Origin of the sequence: Prosthecobacter sp. (genome assembly GCF_046154365.1) — a bacterium.
Lineage (GTDB): Bacteria > Verrucomicrobiota > Verrucomicrobiia > Verrucomicrobiales > Verrucomicrobiaceae > Prosthecobacter.
The window spans coordinates 44,467-59,549 of record NZ_JBJXFV010000028.1 but is presented as its reverse complement, the minus strand read 5'-3'; the positions used below and the strand labels follow the sequence as shown (position 1 = coordinate 59,549).

The window sequence follows — 15,083 nt, the reverse complement described above, 5'->3', positions numbered from 1 at the left end:
CCGGAGCGCAGCCTCCGCAGGACCGGATCATCGATGGAAAGGACATTCTCCCGCTGATGACCAAGCCCGGTGCGCCGAGTCCTCACGACGCGTTCTTCTACTACAACGGGGAGAAACTGGAGGCGGTCCGCAGCGCGAACTGGAAGCTCGTCTTCCCGCGCACGGCAATGGACGACACCCCGTATGAGCGGAAGCAGGGAGCCGCGAAGGATGCACTTCTGCCCGAGGCGCTCTACGATCTCGCGGCGGACGTGGGTGAGACGAAAGACTTGATCGGACAACACGCCGAAGTCGCGCAACGTCTGTCTGCTCTAGCGGAGAGGATGCGCGAGGACATTGGTGACTCCGCCACCAACCAGAAGGGCAAGAACCGCCGCCCCGTGGGCCGCGTGCCTGCTTCGGGCCAGTGATGCCGCGCTCACGACAACCTAACCAAGAACGAACCGATGAGACCAATACGCCACTTACTCGCAGCAGTCATCGCTGCCCTGACACTCGCAGGAGTTTCCGCGCCGGCCGAGCAACGTCCCAACATCCTCTTTTGTATTTCGGATGATCAGTCATGGGCTTACACGGGGGCCAATGGCGATCCGATCGTGAAGACTCCGGCCTTTGACCGGATCGCAGCGGAGGGGCTCCGGTTTGTTCATTCATTTTGTAACGCTCCGACTTGCGGCCCTTCCCGGAGCGCCATCCTGACGGGTCAACCGATCTGGCGACTGGAGGAGGCCGGGAACATTCATAGCACGCTCCCCGCGAAGTTTGCGACTTATACCGAGGAACTCCAGAAGGCGGGCTACATCGTCGCCTCGACGGGCAAGGGGTGGGGGCCGGGAAGATTGGGACCCGGCGGCCGCGCCGAGCAACCCGCTGGCACGCCTCGTCATGGCCGCACGCTTAAACCCCCTTTCAGCGGAATCCAGAACATCGACTACGCCGGGAACTTTGATGACTTCGTCCATGAGCTCCGCGGCGATCAGCCGTTCTGTTTCTGGCTCGGCGCCTTCGAGCCGCATCGCGACTTCGAGCAGGGGTCAGGCATCAAAACGGGCAAGAAACCTGCCAGCGTGGTCGTGCCGAGGATCTTTCCCGACCACGAGATCGTCAGGTCCGACCTCCTCGACTACCTCGTGGAGATCGAGCACTTCGATGCGATGGTCGCCCGGGCGATAGCCACCTTGGAGAAGCGCGGATTGCTCGACAACACCATCATCGTGGTGACGAGCGATCACGGCATGCCGTTTCCCCGCGCCAAGGCCAGCCTCTACGACTGGGGCACACGCGTGCCATTGGCCATTCGCTGGCCGAAGGGAATCCGGAATCCAGGTCGGGCCGTCGAGTCGTTTGTGAATCTCAGCGATCTGGCGCCAACCTTTCTTGAGGCCGCCGGAGTAAAAGTGCCGGAGATGATGACCGCCCGGAGCTTGATGAACATCTTCGCCAATCGTGAAGTCGATCCACGTCCCGCCGCCTACACCGCCATGGAGCGACACGATGGGGCTCGGGCCGGCGGCAAGGGCTACCCCTGTCGCGCCATTCGAACGAAGGACTATCTCTACATCTACAACTTCGAGCCGGCCCGCTGGCCGTCCGGCTCCCCCGACCCATCCGTCTGCGCCCGCGCGATCCCCTATGGTGAAATCGATGACTCCCCGACCAAGACCTTCATGATGGAGAATCATTTGGCGCACGGCATCGCCGACCTTGCGGAGTTGAGCTTTGGCAAGCGTCCGGCCGAAGAGCTGTATGACCTCAAGACCGACCCCGAGCAGTTGGTCAACGTCGCCGGATCCGCCAAGTATCGGGAGAGTCAGACGAAGATGCGCGAGCAACTCTTCACGCATCTTGCCGCCACGAAGGATCCGCGCGTGGTGGGCGGTAAAGTCCACTGGGACTACTATCCCTACTACGGACTTGTGAAGACCAAAGGCTGGTCGGTGGACCCGAAACCGAAAGGTCTGAAATGATGACGAACCCCCACCGACCCCGGGCCTTCAGCGGGCCAGTGATGCCGCGCTCACGACAACCTAACCAAGAACGAACCGATGAGACCCATACGCCACTTACTCACAGCAGTCATCGCTGCCCTGACACTCGCAGGAGTTTCCGCGCTGGCCGAGCAGCGCCCCAATGTTGCCTTCATCGACGATCCCCTCACCGACCCCGCAGGCGACTGGGCGACGTGGGTCACCCCGCGCGTCGTGCTGCGCTAAGATCGACGCCGCGCGTTCAGCCCCACTCCATTTGATTCAACCATGAAATCCACCTTTCGGCACCTCTTCGCCCTGCCGCTCGCGCCGCTGGCCGCATCAGCATGATCTTGGAGTCAAAACACAGCCCAAATATCCCGGACCGGTTGCCATGGCGCTTGCAGGAACTCCGGGCAGCGATGGGTTTGAGGAACGTCCACCCTGGCTGGTGAGCGTGACATCAGCCGGGAATCCATCGGCAGGATCAAAGGAGGATTCATCCGGTTGAGCATGATGTAGGCGGCTATGGCCTCGTCTTAGGCGGCGAGGTGCGGGGCCACGGTGCCGTGGAAGAGCACGTCGCACTCAGCCATGTGCTCGCGGAACTAGCTCTCCATCACGCAGGAGTCTATGAGGGCTGAAATCATATCAAAAGCGCATGAATGAAAACTTCGAGGCCTTGATGTCTCCGAGAAGATCGTGACCATTCCCTCGCAGTTCGGCTACTGTCCAAACTTGATAAATCAGAAGCCAAAATGCGTCCTGATCTCTCGGCTCCAGACCTTTGAGGTTGTTGGCCCGTTTAGTAACTGCCTGAGCGAGTTTCTTCAACTTTCTCCGCTTCGCGTATTCGAGGAGCAAGACATCACAGATACAGTCGTCGATGGTCACCACTCGTTTGAGCAATGCTTCCGGTATTGGGAGGGTCAGATCGTGCTGTATGGCGTAAAATAGCGCATGTGCGATTGCGTCGGGATAAATTCGACGAATGCCGATCTGGAGAAGCTCTGTGGAAAAGGTGTTGATGTAAGACTCAATGCCCTCGTGCTTGTGCTTCGTGAAAACGTGCTTTCCGAGCAGTGGTGCGAGATAGGGATAGGAAAGAGCGAGATTCACGGCTTCGGCTACGAAGAGCCGTTTTGCGCGTTCATTGAGCCTCGCCGGAACCATTTTGATCGCGTAGTTGAGTGTGGCCGAAGTTCCGCCTCGTTGGGCGAGGTCGAGTGCGAGATCGAGAAAAGACCGGACGGCTGAAAAACGGACAGGACCGGGAGGAAACTGGAAATCGTTCAGTTCGCGCACCCAGTTTTCCACCTGCGGACGAGGGAGTGGCAGAATCTTGGTCTTCTTCTCGTTCAGGGAAAGTTCATATTCGCGTAGCGCCATGCCCAGATCGCGAATGAAATTCTCCGCCTGCTCGTGGGTGCGGGCATAGAATCGGTAGTCGTCGATGTGCCTCGTCAGTCTTGTGTGGCCGCGCTTCAGCAGAGCGGAATCCACGGAAGTCAGCACCAATTCGGCGATGATATTTGAAGCGTGTGGCCCAATCAGCAGCCCGTTGGTCTGACCATCCCGCAGCGCCTGAGTTGCTTTATCCAGAATGTTCCCTTCCAATGACAGGTCGCCACGAGCCTTCTTCGCTTTTCTCCGGCCGTGTAAAGCCCAGGGAATAGAATGGGTGTAAATGCTTGGGAAACAGGTCGAGATGTCCGCGTGAACGACATAGCAGGCACCTGTGGCGAAGTTAATCTCCTGCTCCTCTACTTCAAAGCGCTCCTGCCCTTTGTAGTTCATGACGAACACCCGGTCGGTTCCGGTGTCTCGGACAAAGATTCGGCTGATTGGCTGCGCAGGCTTCGCACAATGTTTCTTGATGCTTTCCCAGCATCGCCAGATTGCATTGCACTGGGCGAAGTAGCTCTGCGGGTGGGGTATTCCAAGTTGCCGTGGGATATTGGTGTCGCGAAGCGTCTGATAGCGGATGTATCCCCGCGTCTGCTTAGCGATGAGCTTCCCAAGCTTTTCGGAATCCTGTTCATAGGCGACCTTTTCCATCGCGGCAGGCAAGCTGGCGGCGAGCCCCTCGGATGTGAAGCAAGGCGGGACTTTCTCCGCAAAAAGACCGAAATCCACCAAACCTACAAACGCTGAATCGGCATCTAATCCAGCACCGGTAGTTTCCCGGCGGCTCATTTGGCGGTGCCCTCCACGATGGCGATTTCCTCCGGCGTCAGGCCGTAGAGGGCGTAAACCTGTTGGTCGATCTCGCGCTCCAAGGCGCTCGTGTCGGCGGCGGGGTTCGCATGCTTGGCGGCGATGATGCGCTCCACCGCAGCGATAAGGCTTGTTTCATATGGCGCGAAGGAACGGGGTATCGGGAATATCGCCAGTTCATTGATTTTGAATTGGGGGAAAATGCCGCGCTGCATTTTGCCGAACTTGTGAACGAACCAATAAGTCATGACCCGTGAGTTAAGGACCGCCAGCACCAACTGCGGTTTGATCGCAATTTTGATGATGTTCATCGAATTGCGGTCGTTGAGAAATGTCTCCGCCGTAAAACACGCATTTATACAATAAGGCGGCGGCGAGGGGATTTGGCGGACCAGAATCCGTGGCGTGGAAAACAATTTCCAATCGTTGCGCGGCTCGCGGAGGTGTCTTCCCCATTTGAGATACTCTTCACGCAGCCATCCAAGGGCGTAGCGTTTCACGTCAACGCCTTCGACATACTTGAACCATTCTTCGCTAACTTGTGTCTTCGAGTGATAGACGCGCGATTTAATCATCTCATCAGTTTGCGGAGGGATTCCGTCGCCGCGGCCGTAAGCACCCAAGCCGCATTTCACGCTAGCGATTTCCTTCAATGGGCGTGTTCCTTTCTCGATTTTGGTCATCAAGTCGCCAGTATCCCCAGACTTTAGAGCCTCAATGTTAATGATGGCATCAGGTTGCGACAGGAACTGCGACTTTGGCGCATCGACGATTAGTTCGGGTTCCGTCGTCCACTCAAAAAGGCGGACGCTTTCAGTTTTCGACTGGGGGGTTCCAGATTGAAAAAGCACGATAGCGGCGTCCACGTCGGCGCTTGCGAAGACACGGGCGTAAAAGTTGAGAATCGAAACCTTGGACTGCGCTAATACAAACTGCCGGAGCTTGCGGTTGGTATTGATGGTGAGCCAATTGTTGGGGGTGATGAAGCAGAGGACTCCCTCTTTGGTCAAAGCGCGGCTGCCAGCTTCAATGAAAATGGGGTAGAGATTCACTTGATACTCGGCCAGCGAGTAGTTCGCGTAGTAGTAGTCTTTGGCGGCCTGAGTAATGCCTTTGGCAGCACTGTCCCGTGCGAAGACATAGGGCGGGTTGCCAATCACGATGTCGAAGCCCTCCGCGAGCGAACGACCGAACATCCAGTGTGGGTCGAAGAAGTCGGCTGAGGATTGCGGATCGAAGGGATCCCATTCGGCGATGTGCTCGGACTTTTTCCGAGACATGAGGCTCTGGGCAAGGAGGTCTGCCATTTCCTTGCGAAGGGCTTTTACTTTGCCCTGAACGGCGAGCTTCTGGTCGCGGCGCTGGATGGAGAAGTGGCTGTGGTAGAGGGTTTCGATGTCCGCTTCGATTTTGTAAACGCGAGGATCGACCAGCTCCATTTGATCCATCTCGGGCAGGCCAATCAGCGTGTTCGCGGCGACGAACTTGGTTTCCAGATTGGGCAGCGGGCGGATGCCGTGGTTGTCCTTTTTGTTGCGGTTGGTCTTCTGGTCGCAGACGAGGGAGATGAAGAAACGGAGTTTGGTGATCTGGATGGCGATGGGCTGGATGTCCACGCCGTAGAGACAGTTTTCGATGAGGTAGAGCTTGCGGCCGTAGTCGTCGTTGTTGTCGGCGAAGTTGCTCGCGATCTCAGAGAGTTTCCTCCGTCGCTCTTCGGTGTCGGTGATTTCCTGAACCTTTGCGATTTGCAGTTTCTCCCATTCGACGTTCTCGGGATCGAGTTTGCTGAGAAGATAGACGAGCTTGTGGAGGACGCCCATGGGAAAGGCACCGGAGCCGCAGGCGGGGTCGAGGATTTTCAGGGCGTCGATGGTGGCGATGAGGGTGTGTCTGGCTTCTTCAGGCAAGCCTAGGTCCTCGAAACGTTTTTCATTGTAGGCGAAGAGGAGGTCGAGGCCAGCGCGCGCGTCGGGTTCCTTCATGCGGGCCTTTTCCACAAGGACGCGGGTGAGGTGGGCTTTGAGGGACTCGTCCACCATGTAGTCCACGATGGGGCGCGGGGTGTAGAAGGAGCCGGTCTGCTTGCGGGCGGTGGTCTTGGTTTCTTCGTTGTAGGAGGCGAGGAGGTTTTCGAAGACTTTGCCGAGCAGTTCGGGGTCGAGGGCGATTTCCTGATCGATGGGGGTGTTTTCGACAATGGTGAACTTGTAGCGGTTCAGGATGGTGATGAGGCCGGTGACGCGCTCGGCCTTGCGCTTGGTGTCGCCGTAAGCGGTGGAGAGGTCGGCGGTTTCTCCACTGTCGAAGAAGAGGCGGTCGGGAACGTGGGGACGCTTTTTGGCGTTGCGGGAGAAGCCGTCGAGGTAGCGCTTTTTCTCGGTGCCGTCCTCGGTGCGGTCGAGGCACTCGAAGAGGCCGCCATTGAGGAAGGGGATGTCGGCGAAGTGGGCTAGCGCGGCGTCGGACTCTTCGTGGAAGAGGGCTTCGTAGCGGTAGAGGTTGTTGACGTCGTAGGTGGCCTTGTTTTTTGGAAAGCCTTCGTCCTTGGCGAAGACGCGGTAGGGTTTGCCGTTGCCGTCCTTGCCCATGCGCTGATTCAGCGTGGCGAAGAAGAGGTTTTGCAGGATGGCCTGATAGTAGGTGGAGCTGGTCTCGCTCTCGGGATCGAAGCCTTTGAGGAGTTTGGCGAGGTCGGCGGGATGGAAGAGCTTCTCGGGGATGAGGCCCTTTTCCTTGAGGAACCAGCAGAAGATGAGGCGGGTGAGCAGCCGGATGAGGCCGGTGGCGCGGCGTTTCTCTTCGTCGGGTTCGAGGTCGGCGGGGAACTCGACCTGCGGGAGGGCCCAGAAATACCAGTTGGCCAGCTCGCGGTAGAAGCGTTCGTTGAGCAGCTCGACGTTGAAGATTTGCTCCCACGCGGCGTGGAGGGTGTCGAAGTCGGTGATGGACTTCTTTTGTGGGTGGACGAGAGCGGGCAGCGCGAGCGAGGCTAGGATGTCGAGGTGGCCGCGGTGGGGCTGGGCGAAGGTGATGTCCCGGATGAGCGTGGCTTTTTCGAGGACGTCCTTGCTGTCGTCGAGTTTGTTCCGTCGCCGGTTGATGACGGCGATGGTGAGCCGCTCCCCGTGTTTGAAGATCACCATGACAGGCATGGGGAAGAGGCGGTTGATCTGCCGGGCGATGGCGGAGAATTTGCCACGGGCGTAGTCGGTGCCTTTCAACTCGATGGCGATGAAGATGTAAGACTTGAGCAGGCCGCGCTGGACGGAGTCGTCGGTGAAGAGGCTGGATTCGCGGCTGAGTTCCTGATCGGTAAGCTGGAAGAGGAGATCAGCGGATTTCCACTCAGGGACGAGGGCCTTGGCTTGGTCGAACGCGTGGCCAGTGGCGAAGTCGCCGAGGAAGTCCTGCGGCTTGGAGCCTGCGCCGACGAGGAACTTGTCGCTCTTGTAGCCGAGCTTCGCGAGAAGCTGGCGGGCGGCGTCCTTCAGCGGGAGGGTTTGAAAGTTGGCGAGGGCGGATTTCATGGTGCTTTGATGACGAGCCAGGTGACGAGTTCGAGGTCGGTCTTTTCGTGGACCTGTTCCTTGGCATTCGGAAGGACGAAGCCGCGACCGGATTGGAGCCCGGAGGCGGCGCGTTTGCGGAAAGTGACAGCGAGGGAGTCCACAGCTTTTTGCAGGAGGGTGTCGTAAGCCTTCATGTCACTGCCGTGATTGGTCTCTTGATCGAAGAGATTGCAGAGCTGGCCGTGGGCTTCCGCTTTGCCGGAGCAAAGGATGCGGTAGATGTCGAGAATCTGCTTCGGGTGGGCGAAACTGAACCGGACATTGCCGTCGTCGAGGACGTAAACGAGGAAGTAGGGATGGAGGGGGTTGATGGACTGCGGAGCAGGCATTCCTGTCTGCTTGCCGGAATCACTGACAGGAATGTCTGTGCCACCTTGACGAAAACAGAAGATGACGCCGGGGCCGATGACCTTGTAATCGGGGTGCGGGGGGACGCAGGTGTAGAGGCCGAAGGGGGCGTCTTCGAGGGCGGCTTTGTTGGCCTCGATGTATTTCAGGAGTTCGAGGCGAAAGTCGTCGAGGGTGAACTCGGTGAGGGAGACGCTGCCTTCGTTGAGTTCATCCATATCGAGCACTTCTTGCTGGAGTCGCTTGAGCTGGCGGTCGCGATAAGTGAGGTCGCCTTCGACAAGTTCTGCGAGCGATTCATCGCCGAGAATGCCGTCATTAGCAGCGGCGGTGATGTCCACCAAGGCCATGCGCGCTTCGACGCGGTGCTTGAGGTTGATGTATTTGTTGAGGTCGGGCGTGGGCCAGAAGTTGATGAGGCGGACTTCGGTGTTGGGGCTTTTCAAACGATCAACGCGCCCGAAACGCTGGATGATGCGGACGGGGTTCCAATGGATGTCGTAGTTGATTACGGTGTCGCAATCCTGGAGGTTCTGGCCTTCGGAGATGCAATCGGTGGCGATGAGTAGCTCGATTTGCTCGGTCTGCGGCATGTTGGGGATGCGGGCGCGGTTCTTTGCTTCCGGCGAAAAGTTGGTGAGGATTTGATTGAATTCCGCACTGCCGAGGGAGGCTTGGTTGGGGCCGCTGCCGGTGACGAGGGCGAGGTGGATTTTGAGTTCGTCGCGCACCCAGTTTTGCAAGGCATCGTGCAGGTAGGTGGCGGTATCGGAGAAGGCGGTAAAGACGATGAGCTTGCGATTGGGCAGGCCATCTTTGCGGCTGCTGGGCTGGCTGACTTTTTCGCGGATCAATTGTTTCAGCTTTGCCAGCTTGCCATCGCGTTGGACGCCGATGTCTTTGGCGGCGAGATAGATGGCATGGAGTTGTTTGCGGTCTTCATGCAGCGCGGCGATCCATTTATCCAAGTCGATATGGGCGAGTTTGAAGGTGAGCTTTTTGCCCACTTCGAGGGCGTCGCGCATGTCTTCATCTTCGAGGTCTTCGGGGGCGATGGAGGCGAGGTCGATGTCGGGATTGTCGCCTTGGAATTGGCGGAATTTTTCGAGGCGTTCCTCCAGTGATTTGATTTTTTCGAGGGTGCGCTGGAGCGTGAGGGTGAAGGAATGGACTGAGCTTTCGAGGCGCTTGAGGAAACCGACCTTCATCATGCCGATGAGGAAGCCTTCCCGTTGCAACTGGTTAAAATTGCCCACCTTGCGCTCGTATTCAGCGCGGTGCTCGGGCTTGAGAAACTGCGATGGCGTGTAGAGCGAGAGCTTGTAGGCGCTGATCTCTGTGTTCAGTTTGTCATAGGACATGAAGAGGTTCTCCGTGTCCAATTCGGGGTAAATGGAGATGGGCTTGGCGCGTTTTGGAAAGCCGCCCATGGCGGCAAGACTGGACTTGTAATAGCGCTCGATGTGGCGGCGCGACCGCGAGATGGTGAGCGCATCGAGGAGCTTGAAGAAGTCGGCCCCGAGGTCTTCGAGCAGCTTGGCGACGGTGCGCTCGTCGGGCTTTTTTTTGGCCCAGCTCGCAAAGTGGGTTTGGGCTTGGCGCAGGGTTTCCTTCAAGCTCGCGATGCCGAGGCTGTGCTGGAAGGTGGCATTGGCGGCCTCGTTCTGCACGACATCGCCGCCCGCGATGATGGAGATTTGGTTGCGAATGTCGGAGAGGGTGTTGTTGACGGGCGTGGCGGAAAGCAGCAGCACCTTGGTGCGCACGCCGGACTGGATGATGTCCTGCATGAGGCGTTCGTAGCGGCTGAGGCGGACGACTTCACCGCTATCATCTCGCTTGCCCTTGGTGTTGTTGCGAAAGTTGTGGGACTCATCAATGACGACGAGATCGTAAGCGCCCCAATTGAAGTTCTGGAGGTTGATGCCATTGGCGTCTCCCCTGTCTCGACTGAGGTCGCTGTGGTGCAGCAATGAATAGGCGAAACGATCCTCTGGAAATGGGTTGAGAGTGTTGTTGGCGTGAGCCTGATAAACGGCCCAATTCTCGCGCAATTTTTTCGGGCACAGGACAAGGACGCGCTCGTTGCGAGTTTCAAAAAACTTGATGACGGCGAGGGCCTCGTAAGTCTTCCCCAAGCCCACGCTGTCGGCGAGAATGCAGCCGTTGTGGGCGAGGATTTTGTTGATGACGCCTTTGGCTCCATCCTTTTGAAAATCAAAGAGGGTCTTCCAAACTTGGCTTTCGAAGAGGCTGGTCTTGCCCAATTCGTCATCGGTTTTTCCCAGCTCGCCGAGGAACTTTTCGAAGATGTGGAAGAGCGTCTTGTAATAGATGAACTCGGGGCTGTGGTTCTCGTAGAGTTGCTTGAGGTAGGCGAGAACGTCCTGCTTCACGTCCTTCACGAGTTCGTTGTTGCCCCAAAGCTCGTCGAACCATTGCTTGAGTTCCTGACGGTCGCGGTTGCCGTCCACGATGAGGTTCAGCTCGATGTTGTTGCCCGCGCTGCCAAGACCAAGGCCGCGCACGGTGAAGTTGGAACTGCCAAGGATGGCGTCCTCCACGCCAGCGGTGGCGACGTGATACATCTTCCCGTGGAGAAGATTGGACTGCTTGATGGTCTTGATGTCCACCTTGCGGTCGATCCAATCCGCACACTCCCTGGCAACGCGTTTTTGCTGGAGCTTGTTTGAGAGTTCCAACCCGGCGGCATCAATGAGGAACGCTTTTTTCTCGGTCTTGCTCGGGTCGAGCCGGTTCACGAATGACGGCTCACCGAAGAGGAAGTCGAGGTGTTCAATGCGTTCGAGTTCCTCCTTGAGCGCGTCGAAGGCGTAAATGGTGAAGTAGGCCGAGACGATCGAGAGGTTCGAGCCGCTCTGCGTTTTCGCCCGTAGGAAGTCGGCGACCGTTCCCCGTGTGTGGTTGTCGCGCAGGCCGGAGTTGTTGGTTGGCGTGGGCATTTAGTTGAGGGGGGCGATGTAAGTGCCGATGAAGCCGCATTCCCGGACCACCAAAGCGGGAGCGTCGGAGGGCATGGCGTAGGTGATCTGGGACGGAGGCATCCCGCAACGTGAAGCACTTCTGAGCCGCTGTCACAATTTTTACCTTCGTAAGTGCGCATCCCCCGAAAAAAACCATTGCCAAAAACGGGGGTGATCATGCAAAATCCAGCCCCATGCCGCAATCATTGTCATACGACTCTGGGTTGGCGTGGGATGACCTCACGCCGGGGATCGCATGGGATGGTTTCGTCACAACACCTCAACCGAAACGACCTATGGCCTCAGACAACCGCATCTCATTGGAAATCACGGCAGCCCAAAAAGCTGCCATCGTCAGCGCCGTCGGCGCGCTGAAGACTGCCCTCGAAGGCATCACCATCAACCTGACGGTGGATGAAAAACAAAGCCTGCCCCGCATCTCGGATGGCACTCTGGCCTTTGATGAAAAGTGCGCGGCCTACATGGCCTCCCGCGCTGATCTGGTGCCGAGCTTCCTCGATGTGGCTGAGATGGCGAAGGACCGCAAGCTGGTGGCGGACCTGCTGCCCTGCCTGCGTGAGATCGCCCCGATCTGCGAAGGCCTGGAAGACACCATCATGCTGGCGAACTCCGACAACTATGTCGGCGACCTAGCCTTTTACCAAAACGTGCGCCAAGCGGCCAAGCGCGGCGTCTCTGGCGCGGACACGATCTACAACGACCTCAAAACCCGTTTCCCAGGCCGCCCGAAGAAGGACACGCCAACCCCACCGACCCCCTAAACTGAGCCAAAAGTGCCATTTTCCATAAAAAAGGGCGCTTTCTGGACGAAAAAACACTCTCGGGCATGGAAAAAGGTCGGTTTGACCCATTAAAAGGTCCCTCGGACTGACCTTTTTCCTCCCCGGAGATACTTTGAAAGTATCCGCAACCCACCTTTTAGACGGTCCAACCCCCTAAAAGGTGCCTCTGAGGGACAAAAAGGTCCGGCTGACCCACTAAAAGGTGCCTGAGAGGGAGATTCAAAGTGCGGCTGACCCAGTTAAAAGTCCCTCTGACCGTCTAAAAATACCCTCCGACCGTGTAAAAGGTGCCTCTGACCGAGATTCACGAACCTGTCACCGAGCAAGCCGAGCCTCCGACCGAGCTTTTTCCACCTCTCAAGGAGAACCAAGAACCCCGACCAAGGAACTAGGAACCCAGAACCCAACCTGCCATGCCCTTCGACCCCTCACTCCCACTGCCGAACTCGCCGCTGGAATCCCAAGTGATCCGCGACCAGCTCCAGGCGCTCTTTGTGCTCATCAACAACATCGTGACCGTGACCGCTGCGCAGGTGGACAGCACGAACACGCTGCCCCAGGGCAGCCCGGCGAACGTGAATGTGAGCGTGAGCGGTGGCACCCTGCATTTCAGCTTCGACATCCCGCAGGGGCAGGAAGGACTCGTCGGCCCCGCAGGTCCACCCTTTGCACAAGCGGTGGTGGATAGCGTGAACACCGTGGAGCCGGGCACACCTTCCGCCGTGAATGTGGGCTTCGATGGAACGAACGTGCGCTTCACCTTCGACATCCCGCGTGGCAACGACGGCAACCAAGGGCCGCAAGGCAATGACGGCGGGCAGGGCCCACCCGGCAATGACGGTGCGCAAGGCCCACCCTTTGCCCAAGCCGTGGTGGATGGCGTGACCACGCTCGATCCCGGCCAGCAAGCCACGGTGCAGACCAGCTTCGACGGCAGCAACGTGCGCTTCACCTTCGGCATCCCACGCGGCAATGATGGCACCAACGGCAGCGACGGCTCCCAAGGCCCACCCTTTGCCCAAGCCGTGGTGGACAGCGTCACCACGCTCGATCCCGGCCAGCAAGCCACGGTGCAGACCAGCTTCGACGGCAGCAACGTGCGCTTCACCTTCGGCATCCCACGCGGCAGTGATGGCAGCAACGGCAGCGATGGCTCCCAAGGCCCACCCGGCGAGATCAGCCAAGCTCAACTCGATAGCGCCATCAGCGGAACCAGTGCGAACACGAACGGCGTGAGCACGCTGGACACTGGCTTTGCCGATCCCGACATGGAGGCGCTGCGGCAGAAGGTGAATGAGATGATTCTGAACGGGCGGAGGTAGATTCTGAGAATCTTAGGCGTAAAGAATCGTCACTCACGACGATTGCTGCCTTCCATGCTGAAACACTCCCTGCTCACTACTCTGCTCCTCACGCCGCTGGCTGCTTTACACGGCCAAGAGCCTTCCTCATTGCCACCACGCGAGCGGCCAGATTTGAAGTTTAGCTTCGATGCGCCTGCTGGCCCGCAGTTCACCGACGCGGAGAAGCAAGCCCAGCATGGGCGCGGCAAAGAAGTGATGCCGATGGTGCGGAAGGCTTTCGAGGCGGGCGCGGAGTCGGTGACGATTCCGCCGGGGGATTATCGCTTTGGCAAGGGAACGTGGGACAAGGACGGGCCGGTGTATGCGCTGGATTTTCGCGACCTTAAGCGAGAGGCGGCGAAGCCGTTCCGCATTCTAGCACAGGGCGTCACGTTTTGGTTCGAGCTGCCGCCGGATCAGGCCCCGAGCGCGCATTTCGTGCTGGGGTTTGTGAATTGCAGTAACCTTTCGCTGGAGGGAGCCACGCTGGATCGTGATCCGCGGGGTTGTATGGAGGGCCGGATCACGCAGCTCGATGAAGCAGGGAATCGCATCGAGATCGAGGCGACGAAGGGCACGCTGATCCTCACGAGCTTCAACGGCAAACTGGAGGAGCGACTCGTGCCCTTCAATGCGGACGGCACCTTCTGCTCGGCGTTGTATGCCTTGCAGCTTCGTGGACCGGCGCGGCTGGCTTTTCGAAGCGTGGAACCCGGCACGCAGCCGGGGCGTTACTGGGTTCATCTGACGGAGAAATCGGAACTGCTGAGCATGAATCGCGACCCCGCGTGGATTCGCGCGTATGGCGATGCGGGCACGCTGCAAGTCGGTGACGGCCTGTGCCTGCTGCACACGACGACGATTGCCATCGGCGTGATCCAGTGCACCGGCATGAAGTTCATCGGCGTGCGCAACTACATCACGAAAGGCGGCCTGGTCGAAGCCCATGGCGGAGGCGGCCACCTTTGGAAGAACTGCTACTTTGGCCCAAGGCCGGGCACCTGTCACTGGCAGGGCTCCGATGGCTTCCTCAGCGGCTGCATGGAGCGCGGCAGCACGCTCGATGGCTGCACGATGCTGCACACCACCGATGACCTGATCAATTTCAACGGCCTGTGGGGTTACGTCGAGAAGGTCTCGGGTCGGAACATCACGCTGCATCCCGATTCGCACATGCCCGCGCAGCCGGGCGATACGCTAAACTTCTTAGACAAGCAAACCGGCGCACCACTCGGCACCGCGAAGGTCGAGTCCGCGAATAAACTGTCGATCACGCTGGATCGCGACGCGGCCCCGTTGGCGAATGCCGTGGCGGAGAATCCACGCTGGCAGAACGACGGCTGGGAAATCCGAAATTGCGACTTCCGCGACAGCTACCAGCGCTTGCTCATCCAGGGCGGCAATGGCGGCACCTTGCGCGGCTGCCGATTCACCCGCATCGGCTCGGGCATCTGCCTCGACAGCAACTTCTTCACCCACAACGAAGGTGGTATCTGCCGTCGCATCCGCATTGAGAACAATGTTTTCGAAGACATGGCCATTCATCCCGATGGCGTGACCTTGTATGCTGGTTTTCAATCGCTCAACCATGCGGCCAGCACGCCGCTGCTGAGCGACCTCACGGTGCGTGGCAACCGCTTCATCAACTCTGGCCGACGCGCCATCGAGTTCAGCCTCGTGTCCGGCGGAGCAATCTCCGGCAACACCTTCGTCAACTCCGGCCAGCCTCGCATTCTCTCTGGCAAGGGATCGACTCAGGATGATCAACAGGCAGTGCAACTCAAACAGTGCACAGACATCACTGTGAAGGACAATCGGCCATGAGGGGACTTATGGCCCTGCACCTGGG

The 15,083-nt window shown here is 58.5% G+C and carries 8 protein-coding genes and 1 pseudogene; 6 read left to right on the top strand and 3 right to left on the bottom strand.

The annotated features are described in order from the left end of the window. The 3 genes and pseudogenes from ACKVY0_RS03915 to ACKVY0_RS03905 all read left to right on the top strand — a co-directional run. A pseudogene (locus ACKVY0_RS03915) lies at positions 1-410 on the top strand (arylsulfatase); the annotation flags it as partial. Positions 411-446: 36 nt separating this feature from the next. Further along, on the top strand, positions 447-1,967 hold the full coding sequence (locus ACKVY0_RS03910; protein ID WP_409213484.1) for a sulfatase: 1,521 nt from the start codon (positions 447-449) through the stop codon (positions 1,965-1,967). Between the two features lie 78 nt (positions 1,968-2,045). Continuing rightward, complete coding sequence (locus ACKVY0_RS03905) at positions 2,046-2,213, top strand: hypothetical protein (RefSeq protein ID WP_409213483.1); 168 nt, start codon at positions 2,046-2,048, stop codon at positions 2,211-2,213. Positions 2,214-2,618: 405 nt separating this feature from the next. Here ACKVY0_RS03905 and ACKVY0_RS03900 read toward each other — a convergent pair whose 3' ends face one another. From ACKVY0_RS03900 to ACKVY0_RS03890, 3 genes are read right to left on the bottom strand one after another with little or no spacing between them, the layout of a single operon-like run. Further along, the gene (locus ACKVY0_RS03900) at positions 2,619-4,163 is read right to left on the bottom strand and encodes an RNA-directed DNA polymerase (protein ID WP_409213482.1); all 1,545 of its coding nucleotides are present in this window, start codon (positions 4,161-4,163) and stop codon (positions 2,619-2,621) included. Continuing rightward, the gene (locus ACKVY0_RS03895; protein ID WP_409213481.1) at positions 4,160-7,714 is read right to left on the bottom strand and encodes an Eco57I restriction-modification methylase domain-containing protein; all 3,555 of its coding nucleotides are present in this window, start codon (positions 7,712-7,714) and stop codon (positions 4,160-4,162) included. Before ACKVY0_RS03895 ends, ACKVY0_RS03900 begins: the two co-directional genes overlap by 4 nt. Then, a complete protein-coding gene (locus ACKVY0_RS03890) occupies positions 7,711-11,067 on the bottom strand; it encodes a helicase-related protein (RefSeq protein WP_409213480.1) in 3,357 nt (1,118 codons plus the stop codon). Before ACKVY0_RS03890 ends, ACKVY0_RS03895 begins: the two co-directional genes overlap by 4 nt. Positions 11,068-11,384: 317 nt before the next feature. On the opposite strand from ACKVY0_RS03890, the gene ACKVY0_RS03885 reads away from it, so the two are divergent. The 3 genes from ACKVY0_RS03885 (at position 11,385) to ACKVY0_RS03875 (ending at position 15,058) form a co-directional block, all read left to right on the top strand. Continuing rightward, complete coding sequence (locus tag ACKVY0_RS03885; RefSeq protein ID WP_409213479.1) at positions 11,385-11,870, top strand: hypothetical protein; 486 nt, start codon at positions 11,385-11,387, stop codon at positions 11,868-11,870. Between the two features lie 434 nt (positions 11,871-12,304). Then, positions 12,305-13,213 (top strand): hypothetical protein, encoded by a 909-nt coding sequence (locus ACKVY0_RS03880; protein ID WP_409213478.1) that lies wholly within the window; start codon positions 12,305-12,307, stop codon positions 13,211-13,213. A gap of 54 nt (positions 13,214-13,267) precedes the next feature. Next, on the top strand, positions 13,268-15,058 hold the full coding sequence (locus tag ACKVY0_RS03875) for a hypothetical protein (RefSeq protein ID WP_409213477.1): 1,791 nt from the start codon (positions 13,268-13,270) through the stop codon (positions 15,056-15,058). Positions 15,059-15,083: the final 25 nt, after the last annotated feature.

Excerpts from the sequence above, each read along its gene's own strand:
- ACKVY0_RS03895 (WP_409213481.1), bottom strand. The coding sequence starts at position 7,714 with ATGAAATCCGCCCTCGCCAACTTTCAAACCCTCCCGCTGAAGGACGCC.
- ACKVY0_RS03905 (WP_409213483.1), top strand. The coding sequence starts at position 2,046 with ATGAGACCCATACGCCACTTACTCACAGCAGTCATCGCTGCCCTGACA.
- ACKVY0_RS03875 (WP_409213477.1), top strand. The coding sequence starts at position 13,268 with ATGCTGAAACACTCCCTGCTCACTACTCTGCTCCTCACGCCGCTGGCT.
- ACKVY0_RS03910 (WP_409213484.1), top strand. The coding sequence starts at position 447 with ATGAGACCAATACGCCACTTACTCGCAGCAGTCATCGCTGCCCTGACA.
- ACKVY0_RS03890 (WP_409213480.1), bottom strand. The coding sequence starts at position 11,067 with ATGCCCACGCCAACCAACAACTCCGGCCTGCGCGACAACCACACACGG.
- ACKVY0_RS03880 (WP_409213478.1), top strand. The coding sequence starts at position 12,305 with ATGCCCTTCGACCCCTCACTCCCACTGCCGAACTCGCCGCTGGAATCC.
- ACKVY0_RS03900 (WP_409213482.1), bottom strand. The coding sequence starts at position 4,163 with ATGAGCCGCCGGGAAACTACCGGTGCTGGATTAGATGCCGATTCAGCG.
- ACKVY0_RS03885 (WP_409213479.1), top strand. The coding sequence starts at position 11,385 with ATGGCCTCAGACAACCGCATCTCATTGGAAATCACGGCAGCCCAAAAA.